The following is an 18,025-nucleotide window of genomic DNA, read 5'->3' as shown; positions in this document are numbered from 1 at the left end:
ATTTAAGGAGGATAAAATGAAGTTACAAGTTGCAATAGATAGGGTGTCTTTAGAGAAAGCAGAAAACTTAGTTAAAACTTTTGATGGATTAGCAGATATTATTGAGATTGGAACATCTTTAATAAAAGACTATGGACTTATTAAATTAAAAGATATAACAAGCCAAAAAAGTAAATCTCAAATGTTAGGAGATATAAAAACAAGTGATGAAGGTGCTTATGAATTTAAACAAGGTTTCAAACAAGGATTTGATATTCTAACTGTGATGGGGAGTGCATCACTTGGAACTATAGAAAAATGTCACGAAGTTTCTGAGCAATATAATGGGACAATGATGATAGATTTATTAGAATGTTCAGATGAGAAAATTAAGGAAATATCACACTTCAGCAGTGCTATTTATTGCATACATTCCTCTATTGATAAAGAAAAACTAGCTAATCCAGGTGAAACAGTGAAGCGATTTAAAGAACAGTTTCCTTTAATTAAAAGAATTGCAGTTGCAGGAGGAATAACATTAGATTCCATACCAGAATTGAATAAATATAATATAGAGCTAGTTATAGTAGGATCAGCAATAACTAGTGCTGATGATAAGGTGGAAAAAGTAAAAGAGTTTAAGGGAGTAATAGATAAATGAGAGTAATAGATCAAATATTAGAAGAAATTAAAGATGTAATAAGCAAAGTTGATGAAGAAGAGATTAAAAAAATAATGGATGTACTCCAAAAGGAAAAAAAGATTTTTGTAGATGGCGAAGGTCGTAGTGGATTTCAAGCAAAGGGATTTGCAATGCGCTTGATGCATATTGGTTATAATTCTTATGTTATGGGAGAGACAATTACACCAGCTCTCAAAAAGGGAGATATATATGTTGCAATATCAGGTTCTGGAAAAACAAAAAATACATTAAGCAATGCAAAAGCAGCAAAGGATTTAGGCTTAACTATAGTTGGAGTTACAAGTAAAAAGGACTCTCCACTTGCAGAAGTATCAGATCTTGTACTTGAGGTTCCAGGAAAAACAAAGAATGATACCGGTGTTTCGTCAATTCAACTACTAAGTTCATTATTTGATCAATCTGTCCATATAGTATTAGATGATTTATGCTTATTAATGAGTAGAAGAGATAATTTATCAGATAGTGAAGCAGCAAAAAATCATATCAATGTAGAATAATAGTTTTAAGAATTATAATTAATAAAGGGGTAGATTAAAATGAGATTTTTTTTAGACACAGCAAATGTAGAACACATTAAAGAAGCAAATGAAATGGGAGTAATATGTGGTGTAACAACAAATCCATCATTAATAGCAAAAGAAGGAAGAGACTTCAATGAAGTAATAAAAGAAATTACAGAAATAGTTGATGGACCAATAAGTGGAGAAGTTGTAAGTGAAGATGCTGAAGGAATGATAAAAGAAGGAAGAGAAATTGCAGCAATTCATAAGAATATGATAGTAAAGATTCCAATGACAGCTGAAGGATTAAAGGCAACTAAAGTATTAGCAAGTGAAGGAATTAAAACAAATGTAACATTAATATTCTCAGCAACTCAGAGCTTACTTGCAGCAAATGCAGGAGCAACATATGTAAGCCCATTCCTTGGAAGAGTAGATGACATCTCAATGATAGGTATGGATTTAGTTAGAGATATAGCAGAAATATTTGCAGTTCATGGAATAGAAACAGAAATAATAGCAGCAAGCGTAAGAAATCCAATTCATGTAATAGAAGCAGCAAAAGCAGGTGCAGATATATCAACAGTACCTTATAGTTTAGTAATGCAAATGCTAAAACACCCATTAACAGATCAAGGATTAGAAAGATTCAAAGCAGACTGGGCAGCAGCATTTGGAAAATAGATTGCCAAAATATGTTTCTTATTTCTAGTGCAGACATATTTCGAAAATGGAAGAGTAATTTAGAGATATAATGGCTAGATTCTGAAATTAGGAAAGTGTAAATGTTTATGGATAAATATTTTGATATAATGTTTCCACAAAAGCATGACCATCATTTATGATTTATTCATGTTCCAAATGACAGAGATAAAAATATATATTCTTAAGAATATAAGAATATAAGAATATAAGAATGAAAGAATTTAAGAATATAGGAATTTAAGAATTTATAAATGAAAACATAAAACAACTTCAAAAGGTGTGGTAAAATAGGAACCTTTTGAAAAGATAATGAAGGATAGCTAAGATTATTTCAGGTTTGAAATGAATTCGAAGCGCAGCAAGGGACTTAATTAGCACAACTAAGAACTTATAAAAAAATATGTCTATGAAATGAGGATAAAGATGAGTAGAGAATTAGATAAATTATCTATTAACGCAATAAGAGTATTATCAGCAGATGCTATTGAAAAATCAAAATCAGGACATCCAGGTTTACCACTTGGATCAGCTACAATGGCTTATACATTATGGACAAAGATGAATCATAATGGAAAGAACCCTGAATGGGATAACAGAGATAGATTTGTATTATCAGCAGGACATGGTTCAATGCTTGAATATTCATTGCTACATTTATTTGGATATGGACTTACAGTTGAAGATATTAAAAACTTTAGACAATTCGGAAGTTTAACACCAGGACATCCAGAGTTTGGTCATACAAAAGGTGTTGAAATAACAACAGGACCACTTGGACAAGGTATTTGTAATGCAGTAGGTTTTGCTATAGCAGAAGCACATCTTGCAGAAAAATTCAATAAACCAGATTATAGCGTAGTTGATCACTATACATATGCTATAGTTGGAGACGGATGCCTTATGGAAGGTATCTCAGGAGAAGCATCATCTCTTGCTGGAACTTTAGGTCTTGGAAAATTAGTTGTATTATATGATTCAAATAATATTTCAATTGAAGGAAATACAGACATAGCATTTAGAGAAGATGTAGCTAAGAGATACGAAGCTTATGGATGGCAAGTACTAAATGTAGCAGATGGAAATGATATAGATACAATAGAAAAAGCAATAGAAGCAGCTAAAGCAGAAACAACAAAACCTTCTATTATAATAGTTAAAAATCAAATTGGTTTTGGATGTCCAGCAAAACAAGGAAAAGCTTCAGCACATGGTGAACCTTTAGGGGCTGAAAATGTAAAAGCTATGAAGGAAAACTTAGGATGGAAGACAGAGCCTGCATTCTACGTGCCAAACGAAGTGTATACAAATATGAATGAACACATAGCAAAAGGCGAAAAGACTGAAGAAGCTTGGAATGAGTTGTTTAAATCATATGCAAAAGCTTATCCAGAACTTGCAGCAGAATATACTAAATGGATGAGTGGGGAACTTGATAAAGAAGCTTTATTAAACAACGAAGAACTTTGGAGCTTTGATAAAGAAATGGCTACAAGAGAATCTTCAGGAATAATGATAAATAGATTAGCTAAACTAATTCCAAACTTTATTGGAGGATCAGCAGATTTAGCTCCATCTAACAAAACTCATATGAACGATAGAGGAGATTTCTCAGCAGAAGATAGAAGCGGATCAAACCTTCACTTTGGGGTTAGAGAACATGCTATGGCAGCTATCGCTAACGGAATGTATGCTCATGGAGGACTTAAAGTATTCTGTGCAACATTCTTTGTATTCAGTGATTACATGAAGGGTGCTATGAGATTATCAGCTCTTATGAATATTCCAGTAGCTTATGTATTAACACATGATAGCATTGGAGTAGGGGAAGACGGGCCAACTCATGAACCAATAGAACAATTAGCAGCTCTTAGAAGTATGCCAAATATGACAGTATTTAGACCAGCAGATTCGAAAGAAACTGCAGCAGCATGGTATTATGCTGTAACTAATGGAACTACTCCAACATCATTGGTATTAACACGACAAAAGTTACCACTATATGATGGATGTCCTAAGAGAGCATTAAAGGGTGGATATATCTTAAAAGATTCTAAGAAAGAAACTCCAGATGTACTTTTAATGGCATCAGGATCAGAAGTAGAATTAATCTATAAAGCAGCAGCTGAATTAGAAGCTAAAGGTATAGATGCAAGAGTTATAAGTATGCCATCATTTGAATTATTTGATGTTCAAGATGAAGCTTATAAAGAATCAGTTATGCCAAATAAAGTTCGTGCAAGAGTTGCAGTAGAAGCATTAACAAGCTTTGGATGGCACAAATATGTAGGTATTGATGGAGATGTTATTTCATTAGATACTTTTGGAGCATCAGGTAAAGCAGAAATCCTATTCGAGAAATTTGGATTCACTGTAGAAAATGTTGTTGAAAAGGCTATTAATGTAGCAAAGAAATAGATGCTACAGTAATTAAATCTACGATATAGCGTAAGCTAAGCGTTTAAATAAGACTATAATGTAAAAAATAATTATGAGAAGTATATAAGAAAATTTAAGGATATTATTAATGAAGCTGCTACAGGTAAAAAAGAATTTTTGCCTGTAGCAGTTTTTTTAAAACAACTTGTTTTTTAAAAAAACAAATACCTAAAAAGTAGCATGTGTTCCTAAATAATAAAAAATATATAAAGTGGTTACAGTATATGATATATTGAATTCATAGGAATCAACTTACTATGATTAAAAAAATTATGTTAATAATAAAAAGATAATGTGCAATGGAGGGTTTTATATGTTTCATAAGAAATTAAAAGATTTCCCAAAGAATTTTTTATGGGGAGCTTCAACATCAGCTTATCAAGTAGAAGGTGCTTATAATGAAGATGGAAAGGGATTATCGGTTCAAGATACAAAGGAACCATTTCCAGGAACACCAGATTTTAAGGTGTCTAGTGACCACTATCATCATTACAAAGAAGATGTAGCATTATTTGCAGAAATGGGATTTAAGACTTATCGTTTTTCAATTGCATGGACTAGAATAATACCAAATGGAATAGGGGATGTAAATCCAAAAGGAATTGAATTTTATAACAATTTAATCAATGAACTATTATCACACGGAATAGAACCGCTAGTTACTATGTATCATTTTGATTTACCTGATGCTCTTCAAAGAGAAGGTGGTTGGTCAAATAGAAAGACTGCTGATGCATTTGTAAATTATGCAAAAGTATTGTTTGAAAACTTCGGTGATAGGGTTAAATATTGGCTTACAATAAATGAGCAGAATATGATGATACTTCATGGAGGGGCAATTGGAACTGTAAATGATGGAGTAGAAAATGTTGAAAAAGAATTATATAAACAAAATCATCATATGATGCTTGCACAAGCGCAAACAATGAAGTTATGCCATAATATGTGCCCAAAAGCGAAAATAGGGCCTGCACCTAATATAAGTTCAATATATCCAGCAAGTTCAAGACCAGAAGATATATTAGCGGCTAGTAACCAATCATCTATAAGGAATTGGTTATACTTAGATATGGCTGTACATGGTAGGTACAATCCAATAGCGTGGAGCTATATGGTTGAAAAAGGAATCGAGCCAACTATTGAAGATGGAGATATGGAAATATTAAAAGGTGGAAATCCAGATTTCATAGCATTTAATTATTATTGTACAGGAACAGCAGAGGAAAGTAAGATTGATGATAAAGAAGTTTCTACTCAAGGTGGAGATCAACAAATTGCTGTAGGAGATCTAGGGGTTTACAAAGGAGCTTCTAATCCGAACTTGGAGAAAACTCAATTTGGATGGGAGATTGATCCTATAGGATTTAGAAATACTTTAAGGGAAGTTTATGAAAGATATAATTTACCTATAATAATTACTGAAAATGGATTAGGTGCTTATGATAATGTTGAAGAAAATGATACTATAAATGATGATTATAGAATTGATTATTTAAGAAAACATATTGAACAGGCTAGACTTGCTATAACTGATGGAGTAGATTTGATTGGATATTGTCCATGGTCAGCTATAGATCTTATAAGTACTCACCAAGGTTTCAAGAAAAGATATGGCTTTATATATGTAAATAGAGATGAATTTGATCTTAAGGATTTAAGAAGAATAAGAAAGAAGAGTTTCTTCTGGTATAAAAAAGTCATCGAAACTAATGGAGAAGAAATTTAGTCAAAGATAATTAATATAATATTAGAATAATAGTATTAAAAAATAGATACTAATATAAATGAAATATACCAAAGTGTAAGAAATTTCACTTTGGTATATTTTGCTTTTATAATATAGCTGTAAGGAATTTTTATAAACATAGCCTTAAAAGTTTTTTTCAAATACTGTATACTTAAATTAAAAGAACTTTGATTGATAATATAATGAAGATAAATTATAGTATCCACAAAGTCATAAAATGCTAACTAGTATAGTGTTTTAAATTTTAAGACAACAATATATTTAAGTATGTGTGAATGTAAAAAAGCTAGTTATAAAGGAAGAGGTTGATTAAATTATGTTTAATTATGAAATTATCCAGAGTTTAAACGATTTAGAGTTGTCTCTATACAGATATATAATGAAGAATATTGAAAAAGTTGCCTATATGAGAATTAGAGAATTAGCTGATGAAGCACACGTCTCAACAACTACTATATTAAGGTTTTGTAAAAAGTTGAACTGTGAAGGATATTCGGAATTTAAAGTGAAATTAAAATTGTATCTTGAAGAAAATGAAAGTACTAAAGTAAATAATGATACATCTATAATAGTTGATTTTTTCAAAAAATTAGATAATAGCGAGCTTGATAAAAAATTGAATGTACTTTGCGATTTAATAAAGAAAGCAAGCAATGTAGTATTTATAGGAACGGGAACATCCGGAATATTGTGTAAATATGCAGCTAGATATTTTTCATCAATTGGTAAGTTTTCTATGTACATCGATGATCCGTATTTTCCAAGAAATTATAAGTTATATGAAGATTCAATAATAATAGCAATGTCAGTTTCAGGTGAAACACGTACGGTTATTGATTATATAAGTAATATAAAAAGAGAGAATACTACACTTGTAAGCATAACAAATAGTGAAAACTGCACAATATCGAAAATATCAGATCTTAATATATCGTATTATGTCCAACAAGAAAGACTAGGAATTAGCGATATAACAACACAAATACCTGTATTATATATTATTGAAAGTATGGGAAAAAGGCTACATAATAAGTTTATAGTAGATTCTTCTGATTATTCTAAGTAAAACTTTAATATCCCTATAAAAGAATGTGTTTATTCTTTTATAGGGATATATTGGTATTAAAGTTTACTTTGCAATTCAGGAGCTGAATTTGATAAAAGATTCATCAAATAGCATATTTCATCATCTGATATTTCTACTTTATATTTGCTAGTTATAAAGTTCAAATTTTCTTTTATTATATTATATAGATTTATATTTTCTTCTAGATAGTTCTCTTTTTGAGGATAAACAGCTGGATTATCTTCATTTCTTAATCGTCCTATTACAAATGATAAATGGAGAATAACGCCAACCATATTTTCATCAGATAATTTAATTAAGAGTTTCTCTTGTAATATATTCAAAAATAGAGTCACATCTTTATAAAGTTCAACACCATCTATATTATATATATTTTCCTTTATAATTTTAGGTAGATTAATCATAGTTAATTTTGAATCAATTATACTTTGTAATTCTTTTAATACATTCATGTTAAATACTTCGTACATTGTATATTGTTTTATAGGTGAATCTACAGGAAAAGATGAAACTATAAAAAGTACCTCATTTTTTTCTTGAAGATTAATTATTTTTTGCTTGAAGTATTTTTTATCTAAGCAGTTTAGACAAACGACTTCAAAATAATCTTTATCTAATCTAAGATTACTTAGTAAGAAGTTTTTAATTGCAATAGCAGCTCCCTCACCAGTTAAGCATGCAGTTACTATTAAAACTTTATCAGAATCGCTAGAAGGATTACTTATATTTTTATGTATTTCTACATAAGAATTTACCATAAGAACATCATTATATATTTCGTCTAGTGATGATCCAATTAGTGCTTTTCGTGCTGCTTCTAAAACGTGTAAAGTTGAAACAAGAGATATCACTTTAATGTCTACTTGAAATTCCTTTTTTATAACATCTGCAAAAGTTGTTAAAGACCCCATATCTACCAATAAGAGATAACCAGCAGAAGTTGGATTGTCCTGAATACCAATCTTAAGGCTTTCTAATACTTTTGATGGAGCAACATCTATTGGAGCGTTTATTGGAATTATATAGTTTTCTCCAAGTAGCCTGTTAGAAACATCAGCCATTGAAGTTGCAGTTGATTCACCATGGGCAATTAGAATAACTTTCACTTTATCTTGAGATTTATCGTTAAAAGTATTATCTGGTATCAAGAATAATGTTAAGTATCCAGCTTCATCTATTGGAATTGATTTATTAATAGTGTTTTCTATGATTTCCTTAATCTCTAGTGCAACAGCAAATTCAGAAGGATAAAGATCTTTTATTCTATTTAAATTAGTGTTTATTATTATTTTGTCACTATTTATTCTATTAATTAATGTGTTGATATGCAGAGCAAAAGCCGTATATAAATTACTATCAAAAATTACAGGAAGCTTTCGAGTTATATGACTTACTATACTATCAATACATTTTAATGTATCTTCATCAATAATGGTTAATAAGTTTTGTTTGCTTGTTTCTTCGGAAACTTCAGAGTTATTTTTATTGAAATGTTTGGCTATATCTTTCTCAAGAATGTTCTCAATATCAATATCTGAAATTTCTAGAGACTTAAGCTTTTCAAGTTTACTTTCTATAAAATCGTAAATAGTATTATCTCCATTATTAAATATAGTGTTTGTATCTTCATTGGAACCATTAAATCTAAAATATTCAATTTCTTCACTCATAAGTTTATTCCATAAAACTCTATGCTCTTTCTCTTTATAAAGACCTTCTTTAATATAAGGAGGCAGTATTTTACTATGGATTCTTACGTCACGTCGTATATTAGTTAGGTATTCAGAGTATGCTTTTGCACAAAGTAGCTGAACGTCGCTTTTCAACTGACCTATATTATTAGGACAATCGTAAGAAAGTAATGCTCTAAGAGAGTTTAAAGATACATAAATCTCTTTATTTAAACGGATACTTTCATATTTGAAGAAACTTTTAATTAAAAATAATCTTTCATCTAAAGTTCTTTCTTTAAGAGAGGGAATATTAATAACAAGAGGAATTCTTCTTGTAAATGTGTTTAATAAAGCAGAATTTGGGTCCTCTGTTGTAGCTGAAATTATTAATACATCTGATTTTCTGGTTTCTGAATCCCCAATACGTCTAAAAGTACCTGTATCTAAAAATATGAATAGAGCTTCCTGCCCTTCAGGTGGCAATCTGTGAATCTCATCTAAAAATAAAATACCACCATCAGCCTGTTCTATTAATCCGACTTTGTCAGATTCAGCTCCAGTATATGCACCTTTTTTCACACCAAAAAGTTGAGAAGTTAATAGCTGTGGGTTATTAGTATAATCTGCACAGTTAAACACTATAAAAGGAGAATCTTCTGTTTTCACCTTCATTTCTAATGCATAATTGTGCATAAGAGATGCGAACATAGACTTTCCTACACCAGTAGCACCTAATATTAAACAATTCATACCTTTAGGTGGATATAGTATAGCTGCTTTAGCCTGTTCCACAGAATCTTTAAGAGAAATATTATTTTTAGCTAACAAATCTAACTGAGATTCATTGCTTTGAATCTTATTTTCAGCAAGAAAAAATAATACTGGTCTACCAGAGGATTTATACAATTTACCTTCTTTACAAAGTTCATTTAGTTCATGGCTCAAGTTAGCTCTAGTCATATTAACTAGAGGGGCTAGTGTTTTTGTGTCTATCCCATCTGGAGAATTAAGCTGGAGAAGTTTTTGGTAAATTAAATCTTTTTTAGCCATTATATGTCCTCCTATATAAATAAAAATATTATAGCTACTATAAATAGATTAAGTATTTTCATACGCTATGCTGAAAATCCTACGGTAAAGGGACTATTATAGTAAAACTATTTATTATCAAACATTGTTTATTTAGTGTTTATATACAGTTTTGAAATTAATTAAACACTATATATAATTATAAAACACTAAGTGTATTAAGTAAACACATATCATAAAATAAATAAAATATATAACTTTTATTATAAAAATGATATAACTTTTAAATGAAATTATATTATCTATTTTGCTTATAAGTGTTGATATATAGGAGTGATCCGATAGTATGTAAAATTTAAACAGCAAAAAAAATAGAAAAAAATTAAAATATTTAATAGTGTTTGGCACAGGTATTGCTATATATATTGGCATGAAGCAATAAAGCATCAAGTAAAACTTTATTCAGTTGGAGTTTAATATATCTTCTGAATTTTAGTTTGACTTATCCAGGAGCATGTAGCCGTTAACTATATTATGGAAAGTATTACGGATGCCAGCTACCGGATAAATTGGAGGAGGAGTACAAATGGATCAATTAGAAATGGCAATAATGAATATTATAATCAATGCAGGAGATTGTAAAAATCATGCTTATATGGCTCTTAGTTTTGTAAACGAAGGTAAGTATGAAGAAGCTGAAAATGAAATGCAACTAGCAAATGATGCGTTAGGAAAAGCGCATGATGCACAAACAGAAATGCTTCAAAAAGAAGCTTCTGGAGAAAAAGTAGAGTTATCAGTTTTATTTGTTCATGCACAAGATCATTTAATGACATCTATATCAGAAAAGAATCTTATTGAACAAATTATAGAGTTAAGAAAAATTGTAAACACTTTAGTAAAATAACAAATTGAAACTTGGAAAAGCAAATAAGACAAGCTTTATTTTGTAAATACTATAAAAATAAAATTCGCAAGTAACTTTAAAATTAACACAAAACTATATAAAGATATAGAACATATTAAAATTTATAAAAGTTAAATCAAGGAGGAATAAATATGGTTACAATCAAATTATTCTGTGCATCAGGAATGTCAACAAGTGTTTTAGTTAATAAGATGAAGGAGGCAGCTAAGGCTAAGGGTGTTGATGCAGAAATTATAGCATTTCCAGAATCTCAAATGGATAGACATTTAGATAGTATGGATGTTGCATTACTTGGACCACAAGTAGGATATACTTTAGGAAAAGCAAAGAAACTTTGCGAACCACATGGTATTCCAGTAGAAGTAATACCAATGGTTGATTATGGAATGATGAATGGAGCTAAAGTTTTAGACTTAGCATTAAATCTTGCAAAAAATAAATAATTGAAAAATTAATTATTTTTATAAAATTAACCAATAAAAAATAATTTGCAAAAATAAATAGCATTTGTAGTTTTACATGATTAAGTAAAAGTACAAATGCACATATAAAGATATATCTAATCGGTTAACTTATATTCATATTTTATATGAGAAAAGAAAACCTTTAACAACAATTATAGAAAAACAAAATAAATATGTAAGTTTATAAGTAATAATAGCAAATTTTTATTTGTAATTATTCATATTATAATCACAATTTAGTTATAAGGGGGAAATTTATTATGTCACTCAATCAAACACTGAACGAAAAAGTAGTGCCAGCGGTAATGAAATTCGTTAATCTTAAAGGTGTTCAAGCATTAAAAGATGGTATGTTATTTACTTTACCATTAAATATCGTTGGATCTATATTCTTATTAATTGCTTGCTTCCCAGTAAAGGCATTTACAGATGGTATGGCTGGAGCCTTTGGGCCAGGTTGGAATGATCCATTATTTAAATTACAGCATTCAACAATGGGTATTATGGCAGTGGTAGCTGTTATAGGTATGACTTATGTATACTGCAAAAATGAAGGTCTTGAACCTTTTTCACCAGCAGTAATTGCTTTAAGTGTATTCTTAACTGTAACAAATGATTTTGTTATGTTTAAAGCAACACCTGATGCAACTCCAATTCAAGTTGGTGGAGTTATTCCACAAGACTGGACTGGTGGATCAGGTATGATTACTGCAATTATTGTAAGTTTAGTTGTTTCATTTGTTTATTGCGCAATGGTAAAGAAAAATATTACAATCAAGATGCCAGAAGGTGTACCTCAAGGTGTTGTTAATGCATTCTCAGCATTAATTCCAGCTACAGTTATATTTATAGGTGCAACTGTTGTATATGCGGTATGTAAGTTTGGATTCAATACTTCTTTTGTAGAAATCATATATAAAGTTGTTCAAACACCATTACAAGCTGCATCAGATTCACTTCCAGGAGCTATACTTATTGCTTTCGCTGTTCCATTCTTATGGTTCTTTGGAATCCATGGAGGTATGACAGTATCAGGTATGGTAGGAGCTTTATTAACTGCTAATACTGCAGCTAATGCTAAATTACAAGAAGCAGGGACTTTAGATCTTGCTCACGGAGCTCATATAGTAACTCAACAATTCTATGATAACTTTATTAACTTAGCAGGTAGTGGTCAAACACTTGGATTTACTATATTATTATTAGTACTTGCAAAATCTGCTCAATATAAACAATTAGGTAGATTAGCACTTCCAGCTAACTTGTTTAATATTAATGAACCAGTATTATTTGGTACTCCAGTAGTAATGAACCCAATAATGGGTGTACCATTTATACTTACTCCAGTAGTAAATGCAATATTACTTTATTTAGCAATTGCAACAGGTATACTTGCACCAATGGGTGGAGCATTACCACCTTGGACAGTTCCAGCTGTATTCTCAGGATTAATAATTGGTGGTCCTAGTTATGCTATAGCTCAATTAGTATTCCTACTTATTGGAATGGCAATATACTTCCCATTCTTTAAGAAAGTTGATGCTATGTCATATGCTGATGAATTAGCAGCACAAAAACACGAAAATAGCGCTCAAGCGTAAATACAATTAATTAGCCCTATTATTAACAATTTAAAATAAATTTAAAAACTCTAACATTTCTAATTATTGAAATTATGATTTCTGCAATAGCAGAAGCTCAATGAGAAAATAATTGAAATGTTAGAGTTTACTCAGTATAATTCTGAAAAATAAATGATATAATATGTTAATAATCAAAGTATAATAAAGAATTATTAAAAATTAAATTAAAATAAAGTTGTTTTTTTCAAAAGATTAAATAGGAGTGAGGTAGAAAGATGATATTAATAAACTGTGCATTAAGACAAGACGATATAATAAATATAGTAGAAAATATTGAAGTTGAGAATGAGAAAGTATTTAAATTTGTTAGAAAAGAAGGAATTAAGATACTTTTTGAGTGTAGCCTTAGTGATCAACAAAATGCGGCTGCAATTGCAAAACAATCAATAAAAGATACTGAACTTGGAAAAGTATTATATTTTGGAGTTAGTGTACAATAAAAATTAGATATAATTTAATTATTTATATTGTAAATAAAAAGCATTTTCTTATAGTTAAGAAGATGCTTTTTATTATTCCTATATAATTTGCTTCATTTCTAGTTGTAGAAATTATTTTTTAATGATTAAAATAAATTTAGTGATTAAACAGTTCTTGGAAGTGTTCAAACACTAATCACAATTATATACTTTCATCTAAACACTGGACAATATTACCAAAACGCTAATAAGAATAATCAAACTCTTATATTAGATATTGATTATATTAAGTAAACATATAAAAGATTAATGACAATTTGGATACATAAAAATTTTGTAAACGTTTTATAAATCCGGGGTTAGGATTTATATAGATAATATCAATATATTTAAAATAATGTCTACTAAAAAGCAGAATAGTGTTTGGCATAATTTATGCTATGCAATAGGATAAAAGGAAAAATATTCTAAAAGACGTTAAATGGGGGAGTGTAGAGTGGAAGAGTTAGAAATGGCAATCATGAATATTATAATAAACGCTGGAGATTGTAAAAATCATGCGTATATGGCACTTAACAATGTAAATGAAGGAAAATACGAAGAAGCTGATAAGGAAATGCAATTAGCAAATGATGCATTAGCAAAAGCACATGATGGGCAAACAATGTTCCTTCATAAAGAAGCAAATGGTGAAAAGATTGATATGTCAGTTTTGTTTGTGCATGCACAAGATCATCTAATGACAGCAATAACAGAGAAAAACTTAATTGAACAAATAATCGAACTAAGAAAAGTGGTAAATACACTGGTTAAATAATTAACAAATAGATTAAAATTTCATAAGGACACTTATTAAAAGTTTATATAAATAAATTTATATTTCAGGAGGAATGAACCATGGTAATAATTAGATTGTTTTGCGCAGCAGGAATGTCAACAAGTCTTTTGGTAAACAAAATGAAGGAGGCGGCTAAGAATAATGGGATAGATGTAGATATTGAAGCTTTTCCAGAAAGTCAAATGGATAAGAATACAGAGGGAGTTGATGTTGCATTATTGGGTCCGCAAGTTGGATATACATTGAACAAAGCAAAAAAAATATGTGAACCTAAAGGAATACCTGTGGATGTTATACCAATGGTTGACTATGGAATGATGAATGGTCAAAAAGTTTTAGACTTTGCCTTGAAGCTAGCAGGAAAATAGTTAAAAAGTTTTTACAATATCATTTTTATAAATTATTTAATAAACCTTGTTAATTTATATTTACTAATTTTTAAGGAGGAATTATTATGTCATCATCTGGGACAACTTTAAACGAAAAAGTATTGCCAATAGTTATGAAGTTTGTTGGTTTAAAGGGAGTTGTTGCATTAAAAGACGGTATTTTATTCACTTTACCATTAACTTTGGTAGGATCGGTATTTTTATTGCTAGCGCAATTGCCATACCAACCGTTAAACGATTGGCTAAATGTTACATTAGGTGCAGGATGGACTGACCCACTGTTTAAAGCAAATGGAGCAACTTTTAACATGATAGCACTTGTTGCAACAATAGGAATAGCATACACTTATGCTAAAAATGAAGGTCATGAACCTTTATCAGCAGGAATAATATCATTTGTAGTATTTATATTAACAACTAGCTCTTCAGTAACTACTAAAAGCGGAGAAACAGTAGGGGATGTCATACCAACAGCATGGTGTGGTGGAAAGGGAATGGTTACCGCAATTATAATAGGATTAATAGTTGGAGCAGTTTACTCATGGTTTATGGCAAATAAGATTACAATAAAGATGCCTGATGGCGTACCACAGGGAGTTGTGAATTCGTTTGCAGCATTAATACCAGCAGCAGTTATAGTGCTTGGAGCAACAATAGTTTATATGATATTTAAATGGGGATTACAAACAACATTTATTGAATGGATATATAAAGTACTTCAAACACCATTGCAAGGTATGACAGACTCATTAGGTGGAGTTTTAGTCATGGGATTTTTAATTCCATTCTTATGGTGGTTTGGTGTTCATGGAGCAACAATAGTAAGCGGTGTAATGTCAGGAATATTACAATCAAATACCTTAGATAATGCAGCTATAGTTACGAGTGGAAAAGAATTAACAATAGCAAATGGAGCTCATATAGTAACACAGCAATTTCTTGATCAATTTATGACAGTAACAGGATCTGGTATGACAATAGGTTTAGTAATATGTATGCTATTTTTTGCAAAATCGGCACAATGCAAACAATTAGGAAAACTCGCAATAGTACCAGGAATATTTAATATAAATGAACCAATTACATTTGGAACACCAATAGTAATGAATCCATTTATGGCAATTCCATTTATAATTACTCCAATGCTATCAGGCACAATACTTTATTTTGCAATAGCAACAGGAATAGTTCCACCATTTGGAGGGGTAATGGTTCCATGGACAACTCCGGCACCAATATCAGGACTTTTGACAGGTGGAGTTAGAACAGCAATATTACAGTTATTAGTATTAGCGATGTCATTCTTCGTTTACCTTCCATTCTTTAAGAGACAAGATAGTATAAACTTAAAAAATGAATTGGCAGCTCAACATGGTGATAATATTCAGGCATAAGAATTACTAAATAATATTATTATGACAAGGAAAGATTAAAACTTTAGGTAATTAAATTTAAGCTTATCATTTGTAAAAAAGTACAAATGATAAGCTTTTTTTAAATTTGAGTTAATATTAAGATTTACTATTTGCTGGTTCCACATTCCAATTATCTTTAGTAGAGTATACTGAAATTCCATCAGGATCACTGCTTGTCTCAAATATGTTAACACCACATGTAGTTAGAACATTGTAAGATTCATTAGTAGTGCTAATAGATTCTTTAGCTCTAGAAATTATTCCTACAATTGGGTTAACATATCCGATAAATGGATACGATGAAGATGTTGGATTTCCATGATGAGGAATCTTTAATACATCAACTTCTTTTCCATCTAAGGCTTTTCTACTAACAAAGTCGTTTTCTGCGCCCCATTCAATATCTGCAGCAAATAATTCTTGAAGATCATGATAATTCAAATAAACAAGTGCAGAGTTATTGTTTAGCAATGTGTATTCTTGGTAAGGGTTAGATGCTTCAAAGCTTGGATAATCCTTATCAGCATGAACAAATTGTAAAATATTTTCGCTATCAATATATGATTTTGGTTCAGCTGTAACTAAAGGTACTCCGCTTTTCTTTATAGCATTCATTGTTGCTTTATATACTTCGTAATCATGTTTCATAATTTCTTTTTCACTGGCACTAGAAGCAGTATCATTCATACTTGCAAAATCTTTCATTTCAAAGTATTTTGGAACTAATATTTTTCCGACATCAAAGTTTTTAAGCAAATCAATCACTCCACCAATGTGATCTGAGTGAGGATGTGTAAGCACTACGTAATCTACAACTCCTTTTCCATTAGAAGTCTTGCTAGTGTTAGATTCAACAGCTTGTACACTACTACTAGTAGTAGATTGGAAGAAATCTTTCTTTAAGTTCTGGCTATTTAAGAAATCTATTAATGTACTACTAGTTGTTGTATCACCAGTATCTATTAAAACGGTCTCTCCACTAGGTAATCTTATAAATGCACAGTCAGCATTACCTACATTTAAATGACGTACAAATAGATAATCTTTATCGTTTTTATCTGAACCTTGGTAGTAACCATTTGAATTAAAATCTTCCATAGTTCCGTTTAAATAAAGCTTTCCAGTCGCAACAGAACCATCGGATTTTATGTAATATTTGTGATTTCTAGAATCAACCCAAGTATTTACAACCATTATTCCTTTGTCATCAGAATAATATTCTTTATTTTTATAATAGTAAAGGCCTTTTTGAAGTTGCCCATCATCGCTAAAGAAATACCAATTATCATCTATTAATGTTTTATGAGTAGCCATGTGACCGTATTGATCAAAATAATAAGTATCCCCATTGATTTTTTGCCATCCAGTTTCCATAGCACCGTTCTTGTCTGTATAGTAGATATTATTATCATAAACCCATCCAGTTTGCAGTATTCCATCTTTATTGAAGTAATACCAGGTTCCGTCTATTTCTTTCCAGCCAATTACTACTGAAAAATCACTATCTAGATAATATTTATCATCATAGCCTTTATCTTTAGAAGTTATATCAGGATTAACATCTTTCTCCATGAACCATCCAGTTTTTTCGAGGACTTTATCACTAACTATATAGTATTTTTTAGAATCAATAGTTTTCCATCCATATGGAATAGATACTTCTTCTTGCTTATTCGGTACAGCAGTTGCGTTGTTATTATTATCTGTGTCTTTTTTTGAATCTTTTTCTGATTCGTTACTTGAAACGCTTGTACTGATATCTTTGTTAGTATTTTTTGAAGAATCTTCGTTTGTTGAATTATGTAAAGTTGATTCATTTGTTTTTTGTGAAATTTCATTTGTTTGCTGTTCAGCATATACTATTGTTTCTGTAAAAAGATGAAAAGATAAACAGATTAGAAAGAATAGTATAAAACTTTTAAAATATTTTGTCATCATTATCTTTTAACACTCCTTAAATTCAATACAAAATATTATAGCACATAATCAAGCAAATTTTAAGCCAAGTCTCGGGATTTATTCCGCATTATGTAAAATTAAGAAAAAATTTTTAGAGGTAATAGAAAAATA

General features: G+C 30.1%; 15 protein-coding genes. 13 read left to right on the top strand and 2 right to left on the bottom strand.

The window, feature by feature from the left end; translation table 11 throughout:
- Positions 1 to 16: 16 nt before the first annotated feature.
- From F3K33_RS23655 to F3K33_RS23630, 6 genes are all read left to right on the top strand, one after another.
- The gene (locus F3K33_RS23655; RefSeq protein WP_039772930.1) at positions 17 to 640 is read left to right on the top strand and encodes an orotidine 5'-phosphate decarboxylase / HUMPS family protein; all 624 of its coding nucleotides are present in this window, start codon (positions 17 to 19) and stop codon (positions 638 to 640) included.
- A complete protein-coding gene (gene hxlB / locus F3K33_RS23650; protein WP_023975893.1) occupies positions 637 to 1,179 on the top strand; it encodes a 6-phospho-3-hexuloisomerase in 543 nt (180 codons plus the stop codon). Before F3K33_RS23655 ends, hxlB begins: the two co-directional genes overlap by 4 nt.
- A gap of 39 nt (positions 1,180 to 1,218) precedes the next feature.
- Positions 1,219 to 1,866 (top strand): fructose-6-phosphate aldolase, encoded by a 648-nt coding sequence (gene fsa, locus F3K33_RS23645; RefSeq protein WP_023975892.1) that lies wholly within the window; start codon positions 1,219 to 1,221, stop codon positions 1,864 to 1,866.
- Between the two features lie 444 nt (positions 1,867 to 2,310).
- A complete protein-coding gene (gene tkt, locus F3K33_RS23640; RefSeq protein ID WP_154862471.1) occupies positions 2,311 to 4,302 on the top strand; it encodes a transketolase in 1,992 nt (663 codons plus the stop codon).
- A gap of 334 nt (positions 4,303 to 4,636) precedes the next feature.
- Positions 4,637 to 6,049: a glycoside hydrolase family 1 protein gene (locus tag F3K33_RS23635; RefSeq protein WP_039769865.1), complete on the top strand. Its 1,413-nt coding sequence runs from the start codon at positions 4,637 to 4,639 to the stop codon at positions 6,047 to 6,049.
- Positions 6,050 to 6,386: 337 nt separating this feature from the next.
- Complete coding sequence (locus tag F3K33_RS23630) at positions 6,387 to 7,136, top strand: MurR/RpiR family transcriptional regulator (protein WP_039769867.1); 750 nt, start codon at positions 6,387 to 6,389, stop codon at positions 7,134 to 7,136.
- 56 nt (positions 7,137 to 7,192) lie between these two features.
- On the opposite strand, the gene F3K33_RS23625 is transcribed toward F3K33_RS23630, so the two are convergent.
- Positions 7,193 to 9,880 (bottom strand): sigma-54-dependent transcriptional regulator, encoded by a 2,688-nt coding sequence (locus F3K33_RS23625; protein ID WP_039769869.1) that lies wholly within the window; start codon positions 9,878 to 9,880, stop codon positions 7,193 to 7,195.
- A gap of 565 nt (positions 9,881 to 10,445) precedes the next feature.
- Between F3K33_RS23625 and F3K33_RS23620 the strand changes: the two genes are divergently transcribed.
- The 7 genes from F3K33_RS23620 (at position 10,446) to F3K33_RS23590 (ending at position 15,934) form a co-directional block, all read left to right on the top strand.
- The gene (locus F3K33_RS23620) at positions 10,446 to 10,766 is read left to right on the top strand and encodes a PTS lactose/cellobiose transporter subunit IIA (protein ID WP_039769871.1); all 321 of its coding nucleotides are present in this window, start codon (positions 10,446 to 10,448) and stop codon (positions 10,764 to 10,766) included.
- 152 nt (positions 10,767 to 10,918) lie between these two features.
- Positions 10,919 to 11,230 carry a PTS sugar transporter subunit IIB gene (locus F3K33_RS23615; protein WP_012060794.1) on the top strand — a complete coding sequence of 104 codons (312 nt, stop codon included), beginning with the start codon at positions 10,919 to 10,921 and terminating at the stop codon, positions 11,228 to 11,230.
- Between the two features lie 281 nt (positions 11,231 to 11,511).
- Entirely contained in the window at positions 11,512 to 12,852 is a 1,341-nt protein-coding gene (locus F3K33_RS23610; protein ID WP_039769875.1) for a PTS sugar transporter subunit IIC, read from the top strand.
- 257 nt (positions 12,853 to 13,109) lie between these two features.
- Positions 13,110 to 13,334 (top strand): hypothetical protein, encoded by a 225-nt coding sequence (locus tag F3K33_RS23605; protein ID WP_012060792.1) that lies wholly within the window; start codon positions 13,110 to 13,112, stop codon positions 13,332 to 13,334.
- 475 nt (positions 13,335 to 13,809) lie between these two features.
- The gene (locus F3K33_RS23600) at positions 13,810 to 14,130 is read left to right on the top strand and encodes a PTS lactose/cellobiose transporter subunit IIA (RefSeq protein ID WP_017211270.1); all 321 of its coding nucleotides are present in this window, start codon (positions 13,810 to 13,812) and stop codon (positions 14,128 to 14,130) included.
- A gap of 80 nt (positions 14,131 to 14,210) precedes the next feature.
- Positions 14,211 to 14,519: a PTS sugar transporter subunit IIB gene (locus tag F3K33_RS23595; RefSeq protein ID WP_039769877.1), complete on the top strand. Its 309-nt coding sequence runs from the start codon at positions 14,211 to 14,213 to the stop codon at positions 14,517 to 14,519.
- Between the two features lie 86 nt (positions 14,520 to 14,605).
- Complete coding sequence (locus tag F3K33_RS23590) at positions 14,606 to 15,934, top strand: PTS sugar transporter subunit IIC (RefSeq protein WP_039769878.1); 1,329 nt, start codon at positions 14,606 to 14,608, stop codon at positions 15,932 to 15,934.
- A gap of 117 nt (positions 15,935 to 16,051) precedes the next feature.
- Here F3K33_RS23590 and F3K33_RS23585 read toward each other — a convergent pair whose 3' ends face one another.
- The gene (locus F3K33_RS23585; protein ID WP_039769879.1) at positions 16,052 to 17,893 is read right to left on the bottom strand and encodes an MBL fold metallo-hydrolase; all 1,842 of its coding nucleotides are present in this window, start codon (positions 17,891 to 17,893) and stop codon (positions 16,052 to 16,054) included.
- Between the last annotated feature and the right edge of the window lie 132 nt (positions 17,894 to 18,025).

Origin of the sequence: Clostridium beijerinckii (assembly GCF_008705175.1) — a bacterium.
Taxonomy (GTDB): Bacteria; Bacillota; Clostridia; order Clostridiales; family Clostridiaceae; genus Clostridium; species Clostridium beijerinckii.
This window is presented reverse-complemented; position numbering and strand designations above follow the sequence as displayed.

Excerpts from the sequence above, each read along its gene's own strand:
- F3K33_RS23620 (WP_039769871.1), top strand. The coding sequence starts at position 10,446 with ATGGATCAATTAGAAATGGCAATAATGAATATTATAATCAATGCAGGA.
- F3K33_RS23590 (WP_039769878.1), top strand. The coding sequence starts at position 14,606 with ATGTCATCATCTGGGACAACTTTAAACGAAAAAGTATTGCCAATAGTT.
- F3K33_RS23625 (WP_039769869.1), bottom strand. The coding sequence starts at position 9,880 with ATGGCTAAAAAAGATTTAATTTACCAAAAACTTCTCCAGCTTAATTCT.
- fsa (WP_023975892.1), top strand. The coding sequence starts at position 1,219 with ATGAGATTTTTTTTAGACACAGCAAATGTAGAACACATTAAAGAAGCA.
- F3K33_RS23610 (WP_039769875.1), top strand. The coding sequence starts at position 11,512 with ATGTCACTCAATCAAACACTGAACGAAAAAGTAGTGCCAGCGGTAATG.
- F3K33_RS23595 (WP_039769877.1), top strand. The coding sequence starts at position 14,211 with ATGGTAATAATTAGATTGTTTTGCGCAGCAGGAATGTCAACAAGTCTT.
- F3K33_RS23605 (WP_012060792.1), top strand. The coding sequence starts at position 13,110 with ATGATATTAATAAACTGTGCATTAAGACAAGACGATATAATAAATATA.
- F3K33_RS23635 (WP_039769865.1), top strand. The coding sequence starts at position 4,637 with ATGTTTCATAAGAAATTAAAAGATTTCCCAAAGAATTTTTTATGGGGA.
- F3K33_RS23585 (WP_039769879.1), bottom strand. The coding sequence starts at position 17,893 with ATGATGACAAAATATTTTAAAAGTTTTATACTATTCTTTCTAATCTGT.
- F3K33_RS23630 (WP_039769867.1), top strand. The coding sequence starts at position 6,387 with ATGTTTAATTATGAAATTATCCAGAGTTTAAACGATTTAGAGTTGTCT.
- F3K33_RS23615 (WP_012060794.1), top strand. The coding sequence starts at position 10,919 with ATGGTTACAATCAAATTATTCTGTGCATCAGGAATGTCAACAAGTGTT.
- hxlB (WP_023975893.1), top strand. The coding sequence starts at position 637 with ATGAGAGTAATAGATCAAATATTAGAAGAAATTAAAGATGTAATAAGC.
- F3K33_RS23655 (WP_039772930.1), top strand. The coding sequence starts at position 17 with ATGAAGTTACAAGTTGCAATAGATAGGGTGTCTTTAGAGAAAGCAGAA.
- tkt (WP_154862471.1), top strand. The coding sequence starts at position 2,311 with ATGAGTAGAGAATTAGATAAATTATCTATTAACGCAATAAGAGTATTA.